The 20,785-nt window shown below is 45.3% G+C and carries 17 protein-coding genes and 1 tRNA gene; 6 read left to right on the forward strand and 12 right to left on the reverse strand.

The genetic code is table 11. The features are described from left to right. Window positions 1-41: 41 nt before the first annotated feature. The 3 genes from ACRD7P_RS17020 to ACRD7P_RS17030 all read left to right on the forward strand — a co-directional run bounded on the left by ACRD7P_RS17020 (window position 42) and on the right by ACRD7P_RS17030 (window position 2,045). Window positions 42-635: a hypothetical protein gene (locus tag ACRD7P_RS17020; protein WP_430908872.1), complete on the forward strand. Its 594-nt coding sequence runs from the start codon at window positions 42-44 to the stop codon at window positions 633-635. 61 nt (window positions 636-696) lie between these two features. Then, window positions 697-1,071 carry a hypothetical protein gene (locus tag ACRD7P_RS17025; RefSeq protein WP_430908873.1) on the forward strand — a complete coding sequence of 125 codons (375 nt, stop codon included), beginning with the start codon at window positions 697-699 and terminating at the stop codon, window positions 1,069-1,071. 524 nt (window positions 1,072-1,595) lie between these two features. Beyond that, window positions 1,596-2,045: an ASCH domain-containing protein gene (locus tag ACRD7P_RS17030; protein WP_430908874.1), complete on the forward strand. Its 450-nt coding sequence runs from the start codon at window positions 1,596-1,598 to the stop codon at window positions 2,043-2,045. A 193-nt stretch (window positions 2,046-2,238) separates the two neighbouring features. Here the strand turns inward: ACRD7P_RS17030 and ACRD7P_RS17035 are convergent, their stop codons facing one another. From ACRD7P_RS17035 to porV, 6 genes are all read right to left on the reverse strand, one after another. Beyond that, window positions 2,239-2,919 carry an SDR family NAD(P)-dependent oxidoreductase gene (locus ACRD7P_RS17035; RefSeq protein ID WP_430908875.1) on the reverse strand — a complete coding sequence of 227 codons (681 nt, stop codon included), beginning with the start codon at window positions 2,917-2,919 and terminating at the stop codon, window positions 2,239-2,241. Then, window positions 2,919-3,989, reverse strand: coding sequence for a M28 family metallopeptidase (locus tag ACRD7P_RS17040; RefSeq protein ID WP_430908876.1), 1,071 nt, complete (start codon window positions 3,987-3,989; stop codon window positions 2,919-2,921). The genes ACRD7P_RS17035 and ACRD7P_RS17040 overlap by 1 nt, the downstream gene beginning before the upstream one ends. 85 nt (window positions 3,990-4,074) lie before the next feature. Further along, window positions 4,075-5,724, reverse strand: coding sequence for a 2-oxo acid dehydrogenase subunit E2 (locus tag ACRD7P_RS17045; protein ID WP_430908877.1), 1,650 nt, complete (start codon window positions 5,722-5,724; stop codon window positions 4,075-4,077). Between the two features lie 4 nt (window positions 5,725-5,728). Then, window positions 5,729-6,727, reverse strand: coding sequence for a pyruvate dehydrogenase (acetyl-transferring) E1 component subunit alpha (gene pdhA, locus ACRD7P_RS17050; protein ID WP_430908878.1), 999 nt, complete (start codon window positions 6,725-6,727; stop codon window positions 5,729-5,731). Between the two features lie 352 nt (window positions 6,728-7,079). Further along, window positions 7,080-7,565, reverse strand: a complete 486-nt coding sequence (cdd, locus tag ACRD7P_RS17055) for a cytidine deaminase (RefSeq protein WP_430908879.1) — start codon at window positions 7,563-7,565, stop codon at window positions 7,080-7,082. Window positions 7,566-7,840: 275 nt separating this feature from the next. Then, window positions 7,841-8,992, reverse strand: a complete 1,152-nt coding sequence (gene porV / locus ACRD7P_RS17060) for a type IX secretion system outer membrane channel protein PorV (RefSeq protein ID WP_430908880.1) — start codon at window positions 8,990-8,992, stop codon at window positions 7,841-7,843. Window positions 8,993-9,444: 452 nt separating this feature from the next. Between porV and gldJ the strand changes: the two genes are divergently transcribed. Both gldJ and ACRD7P_RS17070 read left to right on the forward strand, forming a co-directional pair. Then, window positions 9,445-11,112 (forward strand): gliding motility lipoprotein GldJ, encoded by a 1,668-nt coding sequence (gene gldJ / locus ACRD7P_RS17065; RefSeq protein ID WP_430908881.1) that lies wholly within the window; start codon window positions 9,445-9,447, stop codon window positions 11,110-11,112. 68 nt (window positions 11,113-11,180) lie between these two features. Beyond that, window positions 11,181-12,458: a UDP-N-acetylmuramoyl-tripeptide--D-alanyl-D-alanine ligase gene (locus ACRD7P_RS17070; RefSeq protein ID WP_430908882.1), complete on the forward strand. Its 1,278-nt coding sequence runs from the start codon at window positions 11,181-11,183 to the stop codon at window positions 12,456-12,458. A gap of 129 nt (window positions 12,459-12,587) precedes the next feature. On the opposite strand, the gene ACRD7P_RS17075 is transcribed toward ACRD7P_RS17070, so the two are convergent. Further along, window positions 12,588-14,285: an efflux RND transporter periplasmic adaptor subunit gene (locus tag ACRD7P_RS17075; RefSeq protein ID WP_430908883.1), complete on the reverse strand. Its 1,698-nt coding sequence runs from the start codon at window positions 14,283-14,285 to the stop codon at window positions 12,588-12,590. Window positions 14,286-14,292: 7 nt separating this feature from the next. Next, window positions 14,293-17,979 (reverse strand): efflux RND transporter permease subunit, encoded by a 3,687-nt coding sequence (locus tag ACRD7P_RS17080; RefSeq protein ID WP_430908884.1) that lies wholly within the window; start codon window positions 17,977-17,979, stop codon window positions 14,293-14,295. 67 nt (window positions 17,980-18,046) lie between these two features. On the opposite strand from ACRD7P_RS17080, the gene ACRD7P_RS17085 reads away from it, so the two are divergent. Then, on the forward strand, window positions 18,047-18,265 hold the full coding sequence (locus tag ACRD7P_RS17085) for a hypothetical protein (protein ID WP_430908885.1): 219 nt from the start codon (window positions 18,047-18,049) through the stop codon (window positions 18,263-18,265). A 285-nt stretch (window positions 18,266-18,550) separates the two neighbouring features. Here the strand turns inward: ACRD7P_RS17085 and ACRD7P_RS17090 are convergent, their stop codons facing one another. From ACRD7P_RS17090 to ACRD7P_RS17105, 4 genes are all read right to left on the reverse strand, one after another. Beyond that, window positions 18,551-19,375: a mechanosensitive ion channel family protein gene (locus tag ACRD7P_RS17090; RefSeq protein ID WP_430908886.1), complete on the reverse strand. Its 825-nt coding sequence runs from the start codon at window positions 19,373-19,375 to the stop codon at window positions 18,551-18,553. 27 nt (window positions 19,376-19,402) lie between these two features. Next, the gene (locus ACRD7P_RS17095) at window positions 19,403-19,594 is read right to left on the reverse strand and encodes a hypothetical protein (RefSeq protein WP_430908887.1); all 192 of its coding nucleotides are present in this window, start codon (window positions 19,592-19,594) and stop codon (window positions 19,403-19,405) included. Next, window positions 19,595-20,164: an RNA polymerase sigma factor gene (locus tag ACRD7P_RS17100; protein WP_430908888.1), complete on the reverse strand. Its 570-nt coding sequence runs from the start codon at window positions 20,162-20,164 to the stop codon at window positions 19,595-19,597. A 488-nt stretch (window positions 20,165-20,652) separates the two neighbouring features. After that, a tRNA-Val gene (locus ACRD7P_RS17105) sits at window positions 20,653-20,727 on the reverse strand. Window positions 20,728-20,785 lie beyond the last annotated feature (58 nt).

Raw genomic sequence — 20,785 nt, forward strand, 5'->3', positions numbered from 1 at the left:
ATTGAATACACTACCTTCTTATAAGCCCTTAATGAAATCACATGAAAAAAGTAGTACTCTTATTGGTTACATCGATAGCGTACAACGCAAACGGAATTGCTCAAAAAGCAAACCCCGAATTCGAAAATTTTATCCGAACCGAACTGACCGCAGGGAACCATACCTTTTCAATCATGACCAACCAAGTAATTTCAAAGACTTGGGAAAAAACCAGAGGTACCGAACAAAATGAAAACATACAGGATACCGATTTTAATGAAGACAAACCTATTTTAGCGTTCAGGTCGTCGGGGACGATTCAATTAAACATAACACATACCGATAGCCTTTGTGTTATCCGTCCCGTTGAAAACAGTTTTTTTCCATCAATCGATATCGATCTTAAATCGCGCGACCTTAAGCTGAACGATCAGCTTATTACAAACGGAAAGGAAGTCGTTATCGATAACAAGAACAATGTATTTAAAAGTGAATGGAGTGGTTACCAATGGCGTTTGTCGAAAACGTCCCTAGCAAACAAGGTTCAACCTAGGGCTACTTTTGGCAAGTTAGAAACAAATAACAACATTTACATTGAAGTTTTATGGATAGAAAATGGTAAAAAAACACATTACCGCCTACTTGACCGCCAGTGATATAAACTACTTACCAATACGACCGAACCGAAAAATATAAGAATTGACAAATACCGTCTACATGATCAAAAACCTAGTTCTCTTTCTTACACCCTTCATGCTGTGTTCCTGCTTTTTCGGAAAGGGAAACGGAATCGAAATGAAAATTAAAAATGATTGTGAAACGACAATAACGGAAGTACGGTTCACCACCACTGAAAAGTTAGAGACCATATACATTGCCGAACTGGAACCGAATGAAGCAGTGTCCCAGTTTTTGCCCATGGCCAGCAATAAAATGGATGGGGCGTACCTGCTTAGCTATACCCGTGCAAACGGCAAAAAAGAAACTATTGAAAGGGGGTATTATACCAACGGTGCTGCCTTGGACCGTTGGATAAAATTTACCATAGCACAGGATACTGTTTTGGTCGACTTTGATGGTCCCGTACATTAAACCTGTTCTTGAATCTTACACCAATTACTTATCAAAAATGATATACGGGCTAAAGTAAAGCTTCGGTAGATTGGTATTAACGTAAAAAACGGTATTCCTAAAATATGCCAAACAGAAGTTAAAGCGTCAATCCCATTCGTTTTGAACAATGGGTTTTAAGTACATTAGCGTATACTGGAAAACACCTTTGCGGTGCCACAGACCCCGTAATTCAATGACTCTTATACTATGATAATCGAGTACCGTTAACAACACCACCTAATGAAAAACCTTGGGCTGATTCTTCTTTTATTACTGAAGTGGCTTAAACTTTTTGTTTGGAACCGAAAATGAAGGCTTTTGCAGCCTGATGAAGTCATTTTTTAATGGCATAGCCTTAGCTACGGTATTCAAAAATGGCAAAGTCAGGGTTCAAAATGCGAAATTTGTAGGTAAAAGAAAAAGTTTAAACCACTTCAATATCCGGTTGTAAGGAACAAACCGGAAAGGAAACGGAAAAACAAACCGATACCACCGCAAGCGCCATGTGGGCGAATTTCATCGCATCACACCCCAAATTCAAAGAAGCGGAACTCCCGGAGGCTTTTTATTTCCATGATAATGAAAAGGATGCGGACCGATTAGCCTCCTTGGTCGTCAACGGAAAAAAACGGGCCAGCTCTGGACTCTATGTTTGGTATGAGGAAGCCAATGCCGATTTGCCCATGATCGGGACCAAGAGCATCGTAACCGACTTTGACGGCACCGCTCGGGCCATTATAGAAATTAAAAAAGTGGATACCATTCCCTTCAATAAAATTAGCGGCACCTATGCCGAAATGGACATGGGTACTTCCATCGCCCCTTTACAAAAATGGAAAAAAGCGCATTGGACTTTTTTTAAAGGCGCGTTGGAACAAAGTGGTGCCCAGGCCTCTGAAGAAATGTTGGTGGTCTGTGAAACCTTTGAGAAAATATGGCCGAAAGACGAGTGAGCTACTTCCCTTGCTTAGCGATTACATACTTCATTTAATACCATTTTTGCTTTAAAATTACCCAAATAAAAAGCAGTCATTTTTTGTTTGGACGAAAAAAAAATCCAAGCATAACACCATTTCTGGTGTGAAACTACACAAATAAAAACCAGGGATTTTTAATGGAGAATTTTAAGGTAGAAATGGTATACCTTTAAGGGGTACTGCTCGACACCTGTAACAGTTTGCCATTGTACAGTTTGTTTCCCGTTAAGGCGAAATCCTTGATATAAGCGGCCATCTCCTTAGCACTGATCGGCGCTTGGTACCCAGGAAAGGCTTCTTCCAACATTTCGGTCTGTACCGCGCCTAGGGCCAATACGTTGAACGATGGTCCGGTCTCCTTAAATTCCTCCGCCCATAATTCGGTAAGGGTGATTACCGCTCCCTTGCTCGAGCTATAGGCCGACAGTCCCGGAAATTTCATACTGCCCTGAACACCCCCCATGGAACTTACGGTGACCACATGCCCGGTTTTGGGCATTCTCGGGAGTACCATTTGGGTCATTGCTGCGACCCCGAATACATTGACGCGGTACACTTCCTCAAAAACCTCCATATCGGTCTCCAAAAAAGGACGGTTGAGCAACTTTCCGGCATTGTTGATCAAGATATCCACCGTTTGGAACTCCGTTTTCAAAAATGCATCGAGTGTTGCCAAATCGGCTTTTTCGGAAAGGTCAAAAGGAAATGTTTTAATGTTTTTATGCGCTAGCGCCGCAATGGGACCGTCATTTCTGGAAAGTGCCAATACCTGATGCCCCGCATCGGCAAACATACGGCAGAGCTCGTATCCGATTCCCCGGCTCGACCCGGTAACGATAATGTGTGCCATTAGTTATAGTTTACTTCGCGTACCGGCGCATTGATAATGCCTTCCATTACCGGAATGGCCCGGTTTACAACATTAGCCATGTGCTCAAAATCCATTTCGGACACCTCATCATCCACTTTGTGGTAATAGTCGTAATTGGTAAAATCGAAGGTACTATAGGTTTGGGACGGCACATTGAACTGTTCGTGAAACGGATAATTGTCCGACCGTTTAAAGAGATTGAACTCCTTGGCCTTTGGTAGGAAACCTGCAAACTTCGATTTCGCATATGCATTGCTCACCTCGGCCAGGTTGGAGTTTTCATAACCGGTCAGGTACAGCAAATAATCCTTGCCCTGCATGGGTACCCCTACCATTTCGAAATTTAGCATAACATAGAGATCCAACCCTTTTTCCTGCAAACGCTGCGCTAGGTGTTGGGAACCCAACAGTCCCTTTTCTTCTGCGGTGAAGAGGGTAAAAAGAATACTTCTCTTGTTGTTGTTTTTGCTTCCAAAATAACGCGCCAATTCTATCACGGTAGTGGTTCCCGTCGCATTGTCGTTCGCTCCGTTGGCTATGGCATCACCTGCCTCTTCGGCAATAAGCCCGATATGATCGTAATGGGCCCCGATGATGACGAACTCCTTTTTCAAGTTCTCATCCTGTCCCTCCAAATAACCTACCACATTAAAAGCCGTTACATCGGCCATATTGGTGAGCGTGTCCTTATAACCGGAGAAATACGGGCGTAGTCCATTCTCCTTAAAACCGTTTTCGATAAAATTGGCGGCCTGTTCGATTCCTGCACTACCCGTATCCCTTCCTTCTAGGGCATCCGAAGCCAAAAACTCCATGATCGACCTAATTTTTGTAGCATCGGTAAAGGCACCGTTAAATTCTTTAGGAGGCATGGAACCGGGTGCTTCCATTTTGGTCGCTTCGTTCGCAGTGGATCGGGCGGTCGCCGCTCCGGCATTTACGGGAGTAGTCTCGTTCAAGGTAACCGTTTGGTTCACCTTGGTGGAATTACACCCTAGGAACGCCAATACCGTTAATAAGGCCATATATTGGATTGCAGGTATTTTCATCTGTGTTGCTATTTAGTTCTAAAGATAAAAAAAGCATCCCGGATATTCCGGGATGCCCAAATTCGTTTCCTCCATCTGATTCGATCTATGCCAACATGGTCACAGGATTCTCCAGGTAGGCTCGCAAGGTCTGTAAAAAGGACGCTCCGGTTGCACCATCGACAGTTCTATGATCGCAGGCCAACGAAACCGTCATCGTATTCCCTACAACGATCTCACCGTTTTTCACAACAGGTTTTTGAACGATCGCCCCTACCGATAAGATGGCGGAATTCGGTTGGTTGATAATGGAGGTAAATTCAACGATACCGAACATTCCCAAATTGGATACCGTAAACGTACTGCCCTCCATTTCTGCTGGGGCCAGTTTTTTGTTTCTGGCCTTTCCCGCCAAATCTTTTACCGAGGCCCCAATTTGGGTAAGGCTCATCTGATCGGTAAATTTCAATACGGGTACCATTAGACCGTCTTCAACGGCAACGGCTACTCCTACGTGAATATGATGGTTATAACGTGTAGTATCACCGTTCCAAGTAGTATTTACCTGTGGATGCTTTTTTAAGGCCATGGCCGCCGCTTTGACCACCATATCGTTAAAGGACACTTTGGTCTCGGGCAAGCTATTGATCTGTACGCGCGAAGCCATGGCATTATCCATATCGACCTCGATCATCAAATAATAATGCGGTGCGGTAAATTTGGATTCCGCCAATCGCTTGGCAATCGTTTTCCGCATTTGCGAATTCTTGACCTCTTCGCTTCCCTCTTCGCCAACAGGCAGGTTGATCGGTGCCAAAGCCGCAGCAGCTGTTGCGGGAGCGGTAGTGGCCGTTTCTGCAACCGGAGCCGTTTGGGCACTGGGCTTGTAATTTTCAACATCTTTTTTAACGATGCGTCCATGGTCTCCCGTTCCGGTAACCTGGGACAAATCGATACCCTTGTCCGAAGCGATGCGTTTGGCCAAGGGCGATGCGAATATACGCTGCCCATTGGCGGTATTGTTCACTGTTGTCTCCGCAGCAGCAGGCTGTTCTTGCGCAACTTCGTCCTTTGCTACCGGGGCCGCTTCCGCTTTCTCGGCGGCAGGTTTTGCGTTCAAAACGGCATCAACATCGGTGCCTTCCGGACCGATAACCGCCAAAACGGCATCAACCGGAGAAGACTCCCCTTCCTTGATACCGATATATAACAATGTTCCCGAATAGAACGATTCAAACTCCATCGTTGCCTTATCGGTCTCTATTTCCGCTAAAATATCGCCTTCTTCTATTGTATCGCCCACACTTTTTAACCATGCGGCTACGGTACCTTCTTCCATGGTATCGCTCAAACGTGGCATTTTCACTACTTCCACACCTTCCGGAATTTCAGAGGTCGTTTCGGTTGCACCTGCATCGGCAGTTGCTGCCTGTTCCGGGGCACTATCCGCAGCTTCTGAACCGCTATCGGTATCTTCTGTGGTAGCACTGCCGTTAAGCAATCCAGAAATATCTTCACCTTTTTCACCGATAATGGCCAAAAGCGAATCTACAGGGGCTCCATCGCCTTCCTCGATTCCGATATGCAAAAGGGTACCTTCATGAAAGGATTCAAATTCCATGGTAGCCTTGTCGGTTTCGATTTCGGCCAAAATATCTCCCTCTTCGATCTTGTCCCCTACTTGCTTGAGCCATTTTGCAACGGTACCTTCTTCCATGGTATCGCTTAGGCGGGGCATATTGATTACTTCTGCCATCTACTTAAAGTTTATGTGGTACAAATGGAAAGTCTTCCTGTTCGTATACCATGTCATACAATTGCTGTGTTGGTGGGTAGTCCGATTCCTCCGCGAATTTCTCGCATTCGGATACCATTTCCTTCACCCGCTTATCGATTGTCTTGATCTCTTCTTCGGTAGCGTAGTCGTTTTCCTTGATAACGTCCAGCACTTTGGTGATCGGGTCTATTTTTTTGTATTCCTCTACTTCTTCCTTGGTTCGGTAGTGTTGTGCATCCGACATGGAGTGCCCTCGGTATCGGTATGTTTTCATTTCCAAGAAAGTTGGTCCGCCACCGGTTCTAGCCCGTTCTATGGCCTTGCTCATCTCTTGCGCGACCGTAACGGGATCCATACCATCGACAGGGCCGCATGGCATTTCGTATCCCAATCCCAACTTCCAAATATCGGTCGAGTACGAGGTTCGGGCCACTGAGGTTCCCATGGCATACCCATTGTTCTCACATACGAACACTACGGGCAGTTGCCATAACATCGCCAGGTTAAAAGTTTCGTGCAACGAACCCTGCCGAACGGCTCCGTCGCCCATATAACATAAGGTTACGTTATCCCTTCCGGCATACTTATCGCCAAAGGCCATTCCAGCCCCCAAGGGTATCTGCCCCCCTACGATACCATGTCCGCCATGAAAGCGGTGTTCTTTTGAAAAAATATGCATGGATCCACCCATTCCCATGGATGTTCCGGTGACCTTTCCAAAAAGTTCCGCCATTACCTTTTTGGGGTCGACCCCCATACCGATCGGTTGAACGTGGTTTCTATAGGCAGTTATCATCCGATCTTTTGTCAGATCCATCGCGTGCAGAGCACCTGCCAAAACCGCTTCTTGACCATTATATAGGTGTAAAAACCCTCTTACTTTCTGCTGAATGTACACAGCGGCAAGCTTGTCTTCGAACTTGCGCCAGAACAACATATCCTCATACCATTTTAGATAAACTTCCTTGGTAATTTTTTCCATTGATCGTTTCTTATTGTATTCTATACTTTGTTTTGGCCAAAAGGCACGCCCATTCCGTTTTGCGGAAAACAAAAATACATATTAAATCAATAGTGGAAAAGCAATTAAAGTCAAAAGCTTTGCACAAAAAACCATATTAAAACCACCGCCTATAGCGACGGCTTTTTGAGGTGGATAAGGGCTACTTGCCTTATGCCATTTTTGCTTTAAAATCATCCAAACAAAAAGCCGTCATTTTTTGCTTGGACGAAAAATCAGAATCAGGCATAGCAGTAGCTACAGTTGCTTTTTATTTTGAAGTATAAACGGAAAAGGGCAATTTTTAATGGGTAATTTTAAGGTGAAAACGGTATTACTTTAAAAATGTACTATTGAAAGCCAAGGGCAATAGATCGGCCATGGCCTCGGCGATGAATACCGGACCGACGGCACCCATAAAAAGAATGCGAATGGGCGCTTTTTGTTTAGTTTCGTATTCCGAGATGGACTGCCGACAGTTTCCGCAAGGAGCCGCAGGGCGGTCAACGGTATAGGCCTTGGCGGACGCGGTGATGGCAATGGCGGTTATCGTTTCGCCAGGGTACAACGCTCCGGCATGAAAAATTGCTACCCGCTCGGCACATAGCCCGCTCGGGTAACTTGCATTTTCCTGATTGCTTCCGATCACTATAGCACCATTTTCCATCAATACCGCGGCACCTACATGAAAGTTGGAGTACGGGGCATAGGCACCCTCGCGTGCCGCAATCGCTTTTTGCATTAAATTCCTTTCGTCGGGCGCAAGCGCCGCAATCGATTCCACTTCGGAAAGTTCAAATGAGATGTTGTGTTTTTGCATGTTATTGTGCTTGGTTGACGATGCCCAAGGCCGCTTCTCGCGAGGAAAGGCCAAAAAAACCTTGATCCTGACCGTAACCTCAAAACATCAGGGTTAGGCCCAAACCCGGAAAACATCTGGTTTTATTGGATTTTCGACCTCAAGAGGAAGTTCCAATACATAAACCGGATTAAAGATACCGTATTTTACCGGTATCGGGGACGGCCTATAACCTCCGACAAAAAAACCCGCTTTTGGGCGGGTTTTTTACTATGCTATTTCGTTGACCGTTATCGTTAGTCGTTGAACATTTCCTCGCCCAAATTGAAGGCCAGCGAGAAACGTAATGAATTTTCCAAAGGATTTTTAATCTGCGAAGTTGAGAACAGATACGATAGATCTACCTGGACCACATTAAACTTGAAGCCGGCACCCAAAGTAAAAAACTTTCTGGCCCCTTTTTCCTCGCTCTCGTTAAAATATCCAGTACGGATCATGAAGGAATCCTGATAGGTATACTCTGCCCCAAGGGCCCAAGTAAATTCCTTCAATTCTTCACCAAAACCGTCAGGTGCATCACCGAACGACTCAAAAACACCGTTAAAGAATCCGATTTGCTGATACTCGTCGTTATCGGCGGCATCAATATCGCCATCACCGTCAAAATCCCTAGGGGTCGGTACCAACAGCTTATTTAACTCCGTAGTAAAAGAGATAACGTTATCTTGATCCAAAATCATATCGAACCCGACACCAAGACCCAAATTGGTCGGTAAAAAGTTCTCTTGTCCGCCTTCATCATATTGTATCTTACCACCAAGGTTGGAAATATTGAAACCGGCTCTCCAACGACCATCGAAACTGCTGTAACCAATTTCTCTTGAACGATAGTATCCGGCCACATCAACGGCGAAGGCATTGGCCGCTTGGGTATCCGTTCCAGAAACCGTTTGAGGCAAACGAAGGTTAGAACTGATAAACCTTCCACCGACCGCCATAGAAAATGTGGGGCTCAATTTGCGGGTATATGAACCGTCTAAAGCCAATTCGTTCGGTTTCACCACGGTAGCTTCCTCCAAAATGGTTTGTCGCAATTCAATTTCGCCAAGCGTAAAATAGCGCAAGCCAACGGCAAAGGCACTTTGATCATCAATTTTATTGTAGTAACTACCGGAAAGCAATCCGATATCCCGAATAACACTTTCCAAATAAGGGGTATATCCTACGCTAATACCCATTTTGCGCTCCGCAAAGGCAAATTTGGCCGGGTTCCATTGCTGGGAATAGGCATCGGTAGAAGTAGCCACTCCCATATCGGCCATACCCGCCGACCTTGCATCTGCCGCGATCGTTAAAAAAGGCACCGCGGTCGTAATGACCCTGTCGTTGTCCTGTGCAGACACTTTACACATCACGGTAAGTAGCGTCAAAAGCACTAATTTTTTCATTTTTTCCATTTAAATTTGTTAGTTATTTGTCCATAGAAAATGCTCCCATCGTATGGTTGTTTCACATGGTTAAACGACCAATTTATGATATTCTTATATAAGGAGTGTTTTTTTTCGATATAATGGTCTTTTTTGATAAAAAACAGTTTATTAACGACAACCATCATCGATGAAGTCCGACTTAAAGCGGGCAAATGGCTTTCTATAGAATTGGTCGGCAAAGAAAAGAGGGTATTGGATACTATATCGGTTTTTATGTCGTTATCAAGGTAACCTACCGTTTTGGCAGTTTATTGTTGTCGATTTGAATAATATGTAAAAAATTCCGATGGAATAAAATATATGGCCCAAATCAACGTTTTACATGCCGAAAGTGACATTAAAATTAATCAAAATACAAACCTGAATTGCTCTGAACAGGCATTTCGAACATTTGAACTCAAGTCCTAATTATGAAAAAACAGTTTATCAAAGTTGTACTTTCTTGCGCAGTTGTCGCAGGCGGCTTTACGGTTACCAGCTGTAAAAAATCCTCTGGCGGAAAAGATGTTTCTAGAGCGACCGGCTGGAAAATCAACGCAAAAGAAGGAGGTTTCCAATACAATACCGATTTCAAGGAGCAAGAAACCGCTCCCGGTCTGGTATTTGTAGAAGGTGGTACGTTTACCAAAGGTAAGGTACAAGATGACGTAATGCACGATTGGGACAATACACCTACATCACAGCACGTACAGTCGTTTTACATGGATGAAACGGAAGTAACAAATGTGATGTATCTGGAATATTTAGACTACCTGAAAAGTGTATATCCTCCAGAAAATCCGATGTACGCCAATATTTATAAAGGTGCATTGCCCGATACTTTGGTATGGAGAAACCGTTTGGGCTTTAACGAAACCATGACCAACAACTATTTGAGGCACCCTGCTTATGCGGAGTATCCTGTTGTAGGTGTCAATTGGATTCAAGCGACCCAGTTTGCCGAGTGGCGTACGGACCGTGTGAACGAAGTATTGTTGGAGCGTGAGGGCTATTTGGCCAAGGACGCCAAGTACAAGGCAGCTACCGGCGAAGTAGGCGGAACGTTCAGTACGGAAGCGTATTTGAACCGACCTGAATCGGTTTATAATGGTCAAATCGATTCGTTACAGGGAAAACAGAAAAAAGACAGTGTAAATACCTATGCCAAGCGCAGCAGTGGTGTTATTATTCCGGAATATCGTTTACCAACGGAAACGGAATGGGAATATGCCGCTCAGGCAAACCAAGGCTCAAGGGAATACAACAACTACAGAGGACGTAAAAAATATCCATGGGAAGGTGATTATACCAGAAATGGACAACGCGTAGGACGTGGTGACCAATTGGCCAACTTCAAGCAAGGAAAAGGAGATTACGGTGGAATTGCCGGATGGTCCGATGATGGTGCCGATATTACCGCACAGGTAATGTCCTACAAACCAAACGACTTGGGATTGTATGATATGGCGGGTAACGTTGCCGAATGGGTAGCCGATGTATACCGACCTATCGTTGACGATGAGATAAGTGATTTCAACTACTACAGGGGTAACATTTACATGAAAACGGCCATCGGCGAAGATGGAAAAGTAAATATCCTTAGGGACAGCATCATGTACGATACCCTACCTAACGGTAAAATTGTAGCGGTAAACCTTCCGGGAGAAATAAAAATGGTTCCGGTGGACGAAAACGAAACCTATTTAAGAACCAATTTCGATTCCAGTGATAACCGAGGATATCGTGATGGTGATGCAGGTTCATCGAGATTCTTTGATCAGTTCAGTGACGAAGAGGATGAAGAGGACCAAAGAAAAATGTACGATTCCCCAAAACACAAGGTGGAACGCGATTCTTCGGGCAACCTGATCCGTCAGTACGATAAGTCGAACAACAGAACTACCCTGATCAATGATGAAGTAAGGGTATTCAAAGGAGGCTCTTGGAGAGACCGTGCCTATTGGTTAGATCCTGCACAACGAAGGTACTTGCCACAATACATGGCTACCGATTATATCGGTTTCCGATGTGCCATGTCCAGAGTTGGTTCCAAGTCGAAAACAAAGAACAAAACACCACGCGGCAAGAAAGCAAAATAAGCCCCGTAAGCATAGCATAAGTTAAAGTCCCGACCTCACCGTCGGGACTTTTTTTATACTTTTGTTTTATGACGATTCCTGAATTACACTCCCTGTTTTTAAAGTACCCCACGGCGGTTACCGATACCCGTAACATAATTCCCGACAGTATCTTTTTCGCCTTAAAAGGGGAACATTTTAACGGGAACCGATTTGCCTCGGAAGCCTTGGAAAAAGGGGCAGCCTATGCCGTTGTGGACGAAGCGGAATACCGAACGGACGATAGGATCGTTCTGGTGGACGATGTGCTAAAAACACTTCAGCAACTTGCCACCTTCCACCGTCGCCATAGCAATGCAAAGGTCATCGCACTGACCGGTAGCAACGGAAAAACGACCACCAAGGAATTGATACGGGAGGTACTTTCCAAAAAATACGCGACCATTGCCACCAATGGCAATCTGAACAACCATATTGGGGTGCCGCTCACCTTGTTATCGATCGCGGAGGATACCGAAATGGCCATAGTGGAAATGGGTGCCAACCACCAACGGGAAATCGCTTTTTTGGCCGATATCGCGCAGCCGGATTTCGGATACATCACCAATTTTGGAAAGGCCCATTTGGAGGGCTTTGGCGGTGTGGAAGGAGTGATCAAAGGAAAGAGCGAACTGTACACCCATTTATTGGAACACAAAAAGTCGGTTTTCATGAATGCCGATGACCCCATCCAGCATGAAAAACTGGGTGCCTATATTCATAAGTTCGGTTTCAGTACGGCGAACGAACAATTTTACCGTATTGATTTTCTGGGGGCTGACCCATACGTCAACCTTAGGTTTGAGGGAACAACGATAGCCACCCACCTGATCGGGGCATATAACTTTACCAACTGCGCCGCAGCGGTGCTCATGGGAAAGTATTTTAATGTGACCCCGGAACACATCAAACAAGCATTGGAAACCTACGTACCGGACAACAACCGTTCCCAAGTTTTGGAGAAAAACGGCCATCACATTATTTTGGATGCCTACAATGCCAACCCCACGAGCATGAGGGCGGCATTGGAGCACTTCAGAACGCTCTCGGGTAACACGAAAACCATTTTCTTGGGGGATATGTTCGAGCTGGGCGATGTCGCCCAAAAGGAACACCGATCGCTTGCCGACAAGGTAGCCAAAATGCAGTTCGATGCTGTTTATTTGGTCGGGGAACACTTTAAGGATACCAATACCGACCTGCCCACCTTTGCCTCCTTCGATGCCTTGAAGGAGCACCTGCTTACACATCCTATAGCGGCAAAAAGCACCCTACTGATCAAGGGGTCGAGAGGGATGGCCTTGGAAAGGGTTTTGGACCTTGTTTGAAGTAGTTTATATGTTTTCCTCGGGATTTCTTTGGGTGGCGATGGGCCTCCCCTGTAGGACGGGTACCGCATCCTATGATTACGACAATTTTCCTACGGTACTAACGAAACTTATAAAATGCTATTCCCCCTACTCCAACGTTTTTTTCAAGGTTCCGCACTGTAGCATGGCATCTCCAAAATAGGGGTTACGGATTTTTTCTTCCAAACTGATCCAAGTTGCGCCTTTGTTCCCATCCGCCATCGGACAAAACTGTACGTACAGCGGTTTGTCCAAATCGGTCATCGAAGTCGCTAGGTGTATCAATTGTTCCGATAGTGGCTTAAAAGCCTTGCGTTGTTCGGCCAATTGGTTCGATTCCGATAGGGAGACCGTCCATTTCTTAAGTTGGCCCATGTAAGCCACAATTTCCTTGGGCAGTTGCCCGGTATCGATTGCCGACAGTTCCGCTAACAGTTCCTTCGCCGCCAAGGATGCTTCGCTGGGTTTTGATGCTACCAAAGCTTCCTTGACTTGAACGTACCGCTGAAAAACCGTTTCGAACGTTGTCGCGCCGACCCCCTTCAAGGGTAACGGAACGGTACTGCCTTCAATATCCGTATCCGCCCCTTTTTGTGACATCATCGACTTTTTCCCGGACAATTGCGCTGCCGCATCTATGGTAAACGTGCCATTGGTTACCACTTCATCACCGGACGACAAACCATTGATCACAATGTAGCTGTCCCCCAAAACATTTCCCAAGTCGACTTCCACCATTTCAAAAGAAGGCTTTGTGCTATCGGGTTTTACGTAGACCAGCGAACGTTTTCCCGTCCATAGCACTGCCGATTTGGGTACGGTGAGCACTTGCTCCTCCATAGCGACCGCTACACGCCCCTCAACGAACATCCCCGGTTTCAATGCCCCGCTTTTATTGACCATTGTGGCCCGTACGGAAACGGTACGCTTTTCAGTGTTCAGAACGGGCTCTATAAAATCGACTTTTGCGGTATACGCTTCTCCTTGAAACGCTTTTGAGGTAATGGTAATTTCCTGTCCGTTTCGCAACATCGGCAATTGACTTTCGTAGGCGTCAAAAACGGCCCATACGGTGTAAAGGTTGGACACCCGGAAGAGCGCATCGCCCTGTTCATAAAAATTGCCCTCGGAGGCGAGCACTTCGGTCACCGTTCCGGAAACATCGGCGAAAATCGGGAAGTTCAGTATGGGTTTACCTGTTTTTAACACCTCATCGATCTGTGCATCGGTAAGCTTCCATAGCCCCAAAGTGTTCCGGGACGAAGCGAAGAGCTTCTCATGCGTTTCCCGGTACGAGGCCGAGGTGAGCAACTTGTCCTGTGCCAGATACATATCGGGAGCATAAATGGTGCCCAGTTTTTTCCCTTTCTTGATGTACTGCCCTACATAATTGATGTTCAGTGCCTCGATACGTCCGTCGAAAATACTGGTCTGCACGGCATCGGTACGTTCGTTAGTGGTTATTTTACCGGAAAGCTGCAAGGTGTTTTCATCAAAGGAACCTAGCCCTATAGTCGTAGTTTCTACATTTGCTAACGCCAGGGCATCCTCGCTCATCTGAAACCGGTTCGACGATACCTTTGTTTCCGTTGCACCTTTTGTCAAATCCATGCCGCATAAGGGGCAAGTACCCATGTCCCCTTTTCGTACCTCGGGGTGCATTGCACAGGTGTATACCGCACCCTTCTCGACCGTGGTACCGTTTGCATGATCGGCATGCCCCTTTTCGCCAAAAAAGAAGTAACCGATGAGCAGCCCCAAGAGCAGCACTCCTATATATCCGCCATATTTCTTGATAACTTCCATAAATTCCTTAATCCAACTTTTCGGTTTTCAATTTCGACTCCTGCAGCCAAGCAAAGAGCACCGGCACAACAAAAAGGGTTATCAGGGCCACCAGCATTCCCCCAAAAACGGGAATCGCCATAGGCACCATAACATCGCTCCCCCTTCCAGTAGCCGTTAAAATCGGCAAAAGTGCCAATATGGTGGTCGCAGTGGTCATCAAGCAAGGTCGGATACGTCTTTTTCCCGCCTCCAACACGGCATCCCGAATACCCTGTGCCGTTTTGGGTCGATTTACGCCAAAACGTTGTTTCAAATAGGTGGCCATGACCACTCCATCGTCCGTGGCAATACCAAAAAGGGCAATGAACCCTACCCACACGGCAACGCTCAAATGTACCGTACGTACACCGAACAGTTCCCTAAAATTAAGGGAACCGGCCCCAAAATTCATAAACCAATCCTGACCATACAACCAGATCAACAGGAAACCGCCGGAAAAAGCGACCGCCACCCCCGTAAATACCATAAAGGAAATGGCCAAAGATCGAAACTGCACATACAGGATCAGCAAGATAACCAACAATACCAAGGGGATTACAAAAAGTAGTGTTTTGGCGGCTCTTTGCTGGTTTTCATATGTTCCCGTAAAGGAATATTGGATACCCGATGGTAGTTTTAAACTGCCGTTCTTCAATGCCAGCGTAATTTGCGCCTTGGCATTTTCTACCACGGTTACTGGAGCCTCGTCGCCCGAACCATCAAAAAGTATATACCCGACCAAAAAACCGTCCTCGCTTTTTATGGTCTGCGGTCCCCGCTCATATCGTACCTGCACCAAGTCTGACATTGGAACATCCGTTCCATCATGTGCCCGTACATAAACGTCTTTCAACGCTTCAGGGCTGTTCCGATATTCTCTGGGATACCGAACCCGAACACCATAGCGCTCGCGACCTTCCACAGTTTCGGTGAGCACCTTGCCACCCACCGCAACTTCAAGTACTTCCTGCACCTTGGCAATGGAAATTCCATATCGTGCAATACGGTTGCGGTCGATATCCAGCAACAAATAGGGTTTACCGATAATACGGTCCGCAAAAACCGCCTCGCTATTTACCCCGGGAACATCCTTTAACAAGCTTTCCAACTGTAGTCCAAAAGCGGCTATCTGCTCCAGGTCCTGTCCTTTAATCTTGACTCCCATGGGTGCGCGCATGCCGGTTTGCAACATTACCAAACGTGTTTCGATCGGTTGTAGTTTTGGCGCAGAAGTTATTCCGGGCAAGGCCGTGGCCGTTTGAATGGCGTTCCAAATGTCTTCTTTGTTCCTGATGTGCTCCCGCCAATTGCGGTAAAATTCCCCTCCGTTATCGGGTATCAATTCCTTGGCTTCCACGCCGCTCCCGGAGGAAACGACATCGCCCCGTATCGTTTTGAAACGTCCATTTTTATCGGTGGCAAAGGGTATGGGTTTGCCCTTTCCGTCCAAAATATATTCGGGTTTGTAGCGTATTACATTCTCGAACATCGACAAAGGGGCAGGGTCCAATGCGGAAGCGGTCCTACCTGCTTTGCCCACTGCCGTTTCGATTTCCGGCATGTTGGCAACGGCCATATCCAATTGGGCCAAAACCCGTTTGTTTTCTTCGATACCGGCATGGGGCATCGCACTCGGCATGAGCAAATAGGCTCCTTCATCCAGCGCGGGCATGAACTCTTTCCCCGAACCGAGCATTATGGATAGTCCTAGGACGATAAGCACCAAGGGAATACTTAAAAAGGACCATCGATTGCCCATGGCCCAAAGCAGTATGCGTTCGTAATACCTCCCAAAAAATCGTATTCCCCCAAGAACCAGTAGGCATATCACCGCAACAAAAAGAACGTTCCAAAATACGTTCGCCCCAAAGCCCAATGGTCGCCAATAATACCCCAATAGACAGAGCATGGCGAACACACTCCAATAGCGTTGTATTTTGTTCTTTTGGGTAGCTTCGGTTCTTTTAAAAGTCGCCAAAAAACCTATCGCGCCCAACCCGATCAGAAACAGTCCGGAGGCATACCCTATGACCATAATTGCGATTCCGATTAGGATACAGAGTACATCCATCGTTCTTTCCTTTTTTACGGCTTTCCGCTTCTTTTTGAACAACCGTGCGGCAAATGGCGGAATTACGAAAAACGTAACGATCATGGCCGCGGTCAATGCAGCGGTTTTGGTAAAGGCCAAGGGTATGAACAATTTCCCTTCGGCACCTGTGAGGGTAAATACGGGAACAAAACTAACGATAGTGGTCAGGCCAGCGGTGATAATAGCACCGGAAACCTCTTTTGTAGCTTCAAAAACGACCGTATTGATGGCACGTCCTCCTTTATTTAACTGAAGATGCCGAACAATGTTTTCCCCAAGAATGATTCCCATATCGACCATGGTACCAATGGCTATGGCAATACCGGACAGGGCCACGATGTTGGCGTCTACCTGAAATAATTTCATCGCGATAAACACCATCAGCACCGCAATGGGCATTAAACTGGACACCAGAACGGCAATCCGGAGGTTGTAGAGCAACACTAGAATAACCAAAACAACGATCAACGCCTCGAACAACAGGGCGTTCCCCAAGGTATCCAAGGTTTCGTTAATGAGCTTTGAACGGTCGTAAAACGGAACTACCGTAAGTTTTGAAATGCGACCGTCCTTCAGCTTTTTTGATGGTAGGCCCGGTGCGAGTTCGGCTATTTTTTCTTTTATCGCGGCGATGGTCCGCATGGGGTTCGCCCCAAAACGCGACACCACCACCCCACCGGCCACTTCGGCACCGTTCTTATCCAAAATGCCCCTTCGCTCGGCCGGCCCAAGTGATACATTGGCAATATCCTTGATACGGACCGGGGTAAAGTTCTGGACCGCAACTTCGGTGTTTTCGATGTCCTCGATACTCTTGATATATCCAAGGCCCCGTACATAGTACTCGGCCTTGTTTATTTCGAGAGTTTTTGCACCCACATCCTTATTGCTTTCTTTTACCGCGGCAACCACCTCGGAAAGTGCTATTCCGTATTGGCGCATGAGCTCCGGGGCGATATCAATTTGATATTCCTGCACATAGCCGCCTATGGAAGCTACTTCGGATACTCCGTTTGCCGACGCCAGCGTATTTTTTACATAAAAATCCTGAACGCTACGGATCTCGTGCAAATCCCAACCACCGGTAACCTTTCCATCGGCATCCCTTCCCTCCAGGGTATACCAGAACAACTGGCCCAAGGCTGTCGCATCAGGGCCCAAACGTGGCCGGACCTCTTCGGGCAATAAATTGTTGGGCAGGGCATTCAGTTTTTCCAAAAGCCGGCTTCGCGACCAATAGAAATCGATATCGTCGTCAAAAATGACATAGATGCTGGAAAAACCGAACGTTGAGGTGCTGCGGACCGTTTTTACACCGGGCACACCCAGCAGATTAGAACTGAGCGGGTAGGTAATCTGATCTTCGATATCCTGGGGCGACTTTCCTTCCCATTCCGTATATACGATCTGCTGATTTTCACCAATATCGGGAATGGCATCGACGGCCACGGGGTCCTTGGGAAACAAGCCGTTACCCAGATCAAAAGGTAGGTGCAAATACCCCCACCCTACCACGAGGATCAGTAGCAGTAATGCCACTACTTTATGATCGATTAAAAATTTGATGCTTCTGTTTAGCATTCGCACAGTGCAAAAGAGATCCGTTCGTCGAAAAACCCCCGTAAACCTTAACGTTCAAAAGTACTAAATGATTGCGAAGAACAAGGGCATTTTACAAAGAAGCGCTAATGCAAATACCGAGCCATCGGTGGCAGAAATAAAAAGATATGAAGTAGATCCCCCTTATATTGAAACGAAGTTGGTGCTACAGGCCCAGAATATCCGCAAAACGGGTGAAAAGAAGTGTGACCGCTTGGCGGTTGTCACCATTGAAAATAATGTAACGGCAAGTTTTAGGAAGCGGTAAGACCCAGTAATACGAATTATTAGTTAATACCATTTCTACCTTGAAGCTACCCAAATAAAAAGCAAAAATGGAATAATACCATTTTAACTTTGAAATAGCACTAATAAATCGTTTCTTTTACAGCTGTCCTTCGTTAAAAAATAGAACCGTAGCTAAGGCTATGCTTCCATTTTTTGCCTCGAACAACTAAAAAATAATTCAATTTCTATACGCGCGATTTCAAAGTTAAAATGGAATAAAAGGGCAGGGGAAATTGTGGGAACCCTACCCTTTCCAACAACTCAACTATCCGACCTTAACCCTATTTTCCACAATTTCCTTGATCGGAACAACCAATTTTCCATTTTCGGTGGCAAGCACGACAAAAATCGTATCGATGGCCGTTATGGTACCCTTGGTACCGTTCAACTCAATGGTATCGCCTATCGCAAAATTCTTTCGGGCATAGAAGGTCGCCAAAAGATTGGACAACATTTCCTTGGACCCCAAACCGAAGGCAATACTGAATGCGAGCAAAAATGCGCCCAAGACCAACGTGAAATTATTCGTAATGATCGCTGTATCGATTCCCGCCTGGTTTAAAGCGGTAATGGTCACAAAGATCACCAGCAGGCAAAAAATGATACTACTTACCAATTTCCCACCGGAAAACCCCATCGATTTGAAAACACCGGACAATGCTTTTTTAATCATTTGTGCAGCAAACATGCCTACCATAAAAATGACCAACGCACTCAAAAGAATAGGGAGGTAGCGCAATAAATTAGCAATTTCCGAGGAGATGATATGGAGCTTTAAGGTGTCCGCTGCGGCTATGATAAATACCAATAACAGCAGGCCTTTTACAAACCCGAGCAATATTTTGGAAACATCGATCTTTACTTGGCTATCACCAAAAAGTTGTGCCTCCTCTATTTTTTTGGACAGTCCGTCGATATTGGCCAATTTCAGCAGTTTCTTGAGCATGAACCGGATCACCTTATGAATGAGCCATCCAAAAAAGAGAATGACCAAAGCCCCGATGACATTGGGCAGTATGGAGGCGATATCCCGGATCACAGATCCAAGGGTCTCCGTAACGATGTCTTTCCATTCCGTAATTTGTTCCATAATATTCTAGAGGTTTAAAGTGTGTTATTATTCAATATTCGGATTTGTCTTGAACATTCCGCCGACAACCGATTTATAGTTGCAGGTAAAAAGAGATGCCATTTCCATAGCCAATTTGGCCATGGCCACATCGTTCATGACTTTTCCTCTCATTTCTTCGGGAACATCTTTTAAAGAGCGTTCCATATCTTGAAATACGTTTCTTTTTTGTTCTGCCATTTATGGTATTTTATGATACACTTCTATCAACTTTGCTTTTGCCCTTTTAAGTCTCATTTTTACGGCACTTTCCCCAATGCCCAGAACGTTACATAATTCTTTGATGGGAATACCGTCCTGATACTTTAGCAATAATAGTTTTTTGTCCTCCGGGTCGATACGTGTCAAAGCAATCTTCAATTTATCCAAGGGGATGCTATACAGGCTTTCATCATCTACTTCTGCCGCCTTGGTCACCTCTTCGGATAGTACATCCGATTTATCACTGATCTTACGCTCCTTGTTCCTGTTCACGTGGTTCACGCAAAAATTATAGGTAAAGGCATATACCCAGGTTGAAAATTTGGAGCGCCCCTTAAAACCTCCCAATTTTACGAACAACATTAAAAAAACATCCTGGGTAAGATCCTCCGCCTCCTGATCGGACTTCGAAAAAATAGAACATTTATGATATATTCTTTTGGCATAACGATCATATAGCAAACCGAACAACATGGTATTGTTGTCCTTTACGATCTGTTCTACCAGTTCTTCGTCAGTCATTGTTATGGCGGCGTTGTCCGTCTCCAAGATATCAATTTAGTGTATCGGTTAATTTATTGAGACCCAATATTTAAAAAAAAGTCACTTTTATCGTTACGTTTTTAAAAAAAAATAAAGGGACACCGTTCCGTGCCCCTTTTAAAACCAAAAAAATAGTTAATATGGTAGTGTTTACTTCTGGTTTAAGTTTTTAGTACCGCCATCTTTTTCTATCAATAGCAATTGTTTTGATTTTTTTTGCTTCAATTTTCCAAAAAAATAAGGAAGGATGTGCACGAGGGAAATAAAAAAAATAATAGTGCTAAACAAAAAAAGCGGATGTTCCAATATGTATGTTTCCATTATAAAACTCGGGTCGGTTAGTGTTCTCTATATAGTAAGACACCATTAAAATTGAAAAGTCACTTTTTAAACCAAAAAAAATCATTTTTAATTTTCACCCTAATAAAATAAGGCCTTTTGAAGGGAAATAAACATAAAAAAAAGCTTCCAATAACGACTGGAAGCTTTTATAGTGGGTCATATTGGATTCGAACCAATGACCTCTGCCCTGTCAAGGCAGCGCTCTAAACCAACTGAGCTAATGACCCATTTAAGGAGGGCAAAAATAGCCAAAAGATCGAGATTATTGCAGCGGAAAGATAAAAA

Origin of the sequence: Maribacter sp. 2-571, from assembly GCF_050589625.1 — a bacterium.
Lineage (GTDB): Bacteria > Bacteroidota > Bacteroidia > Flavobacteriales > Flavobacteriaceae > Pelagihabitans.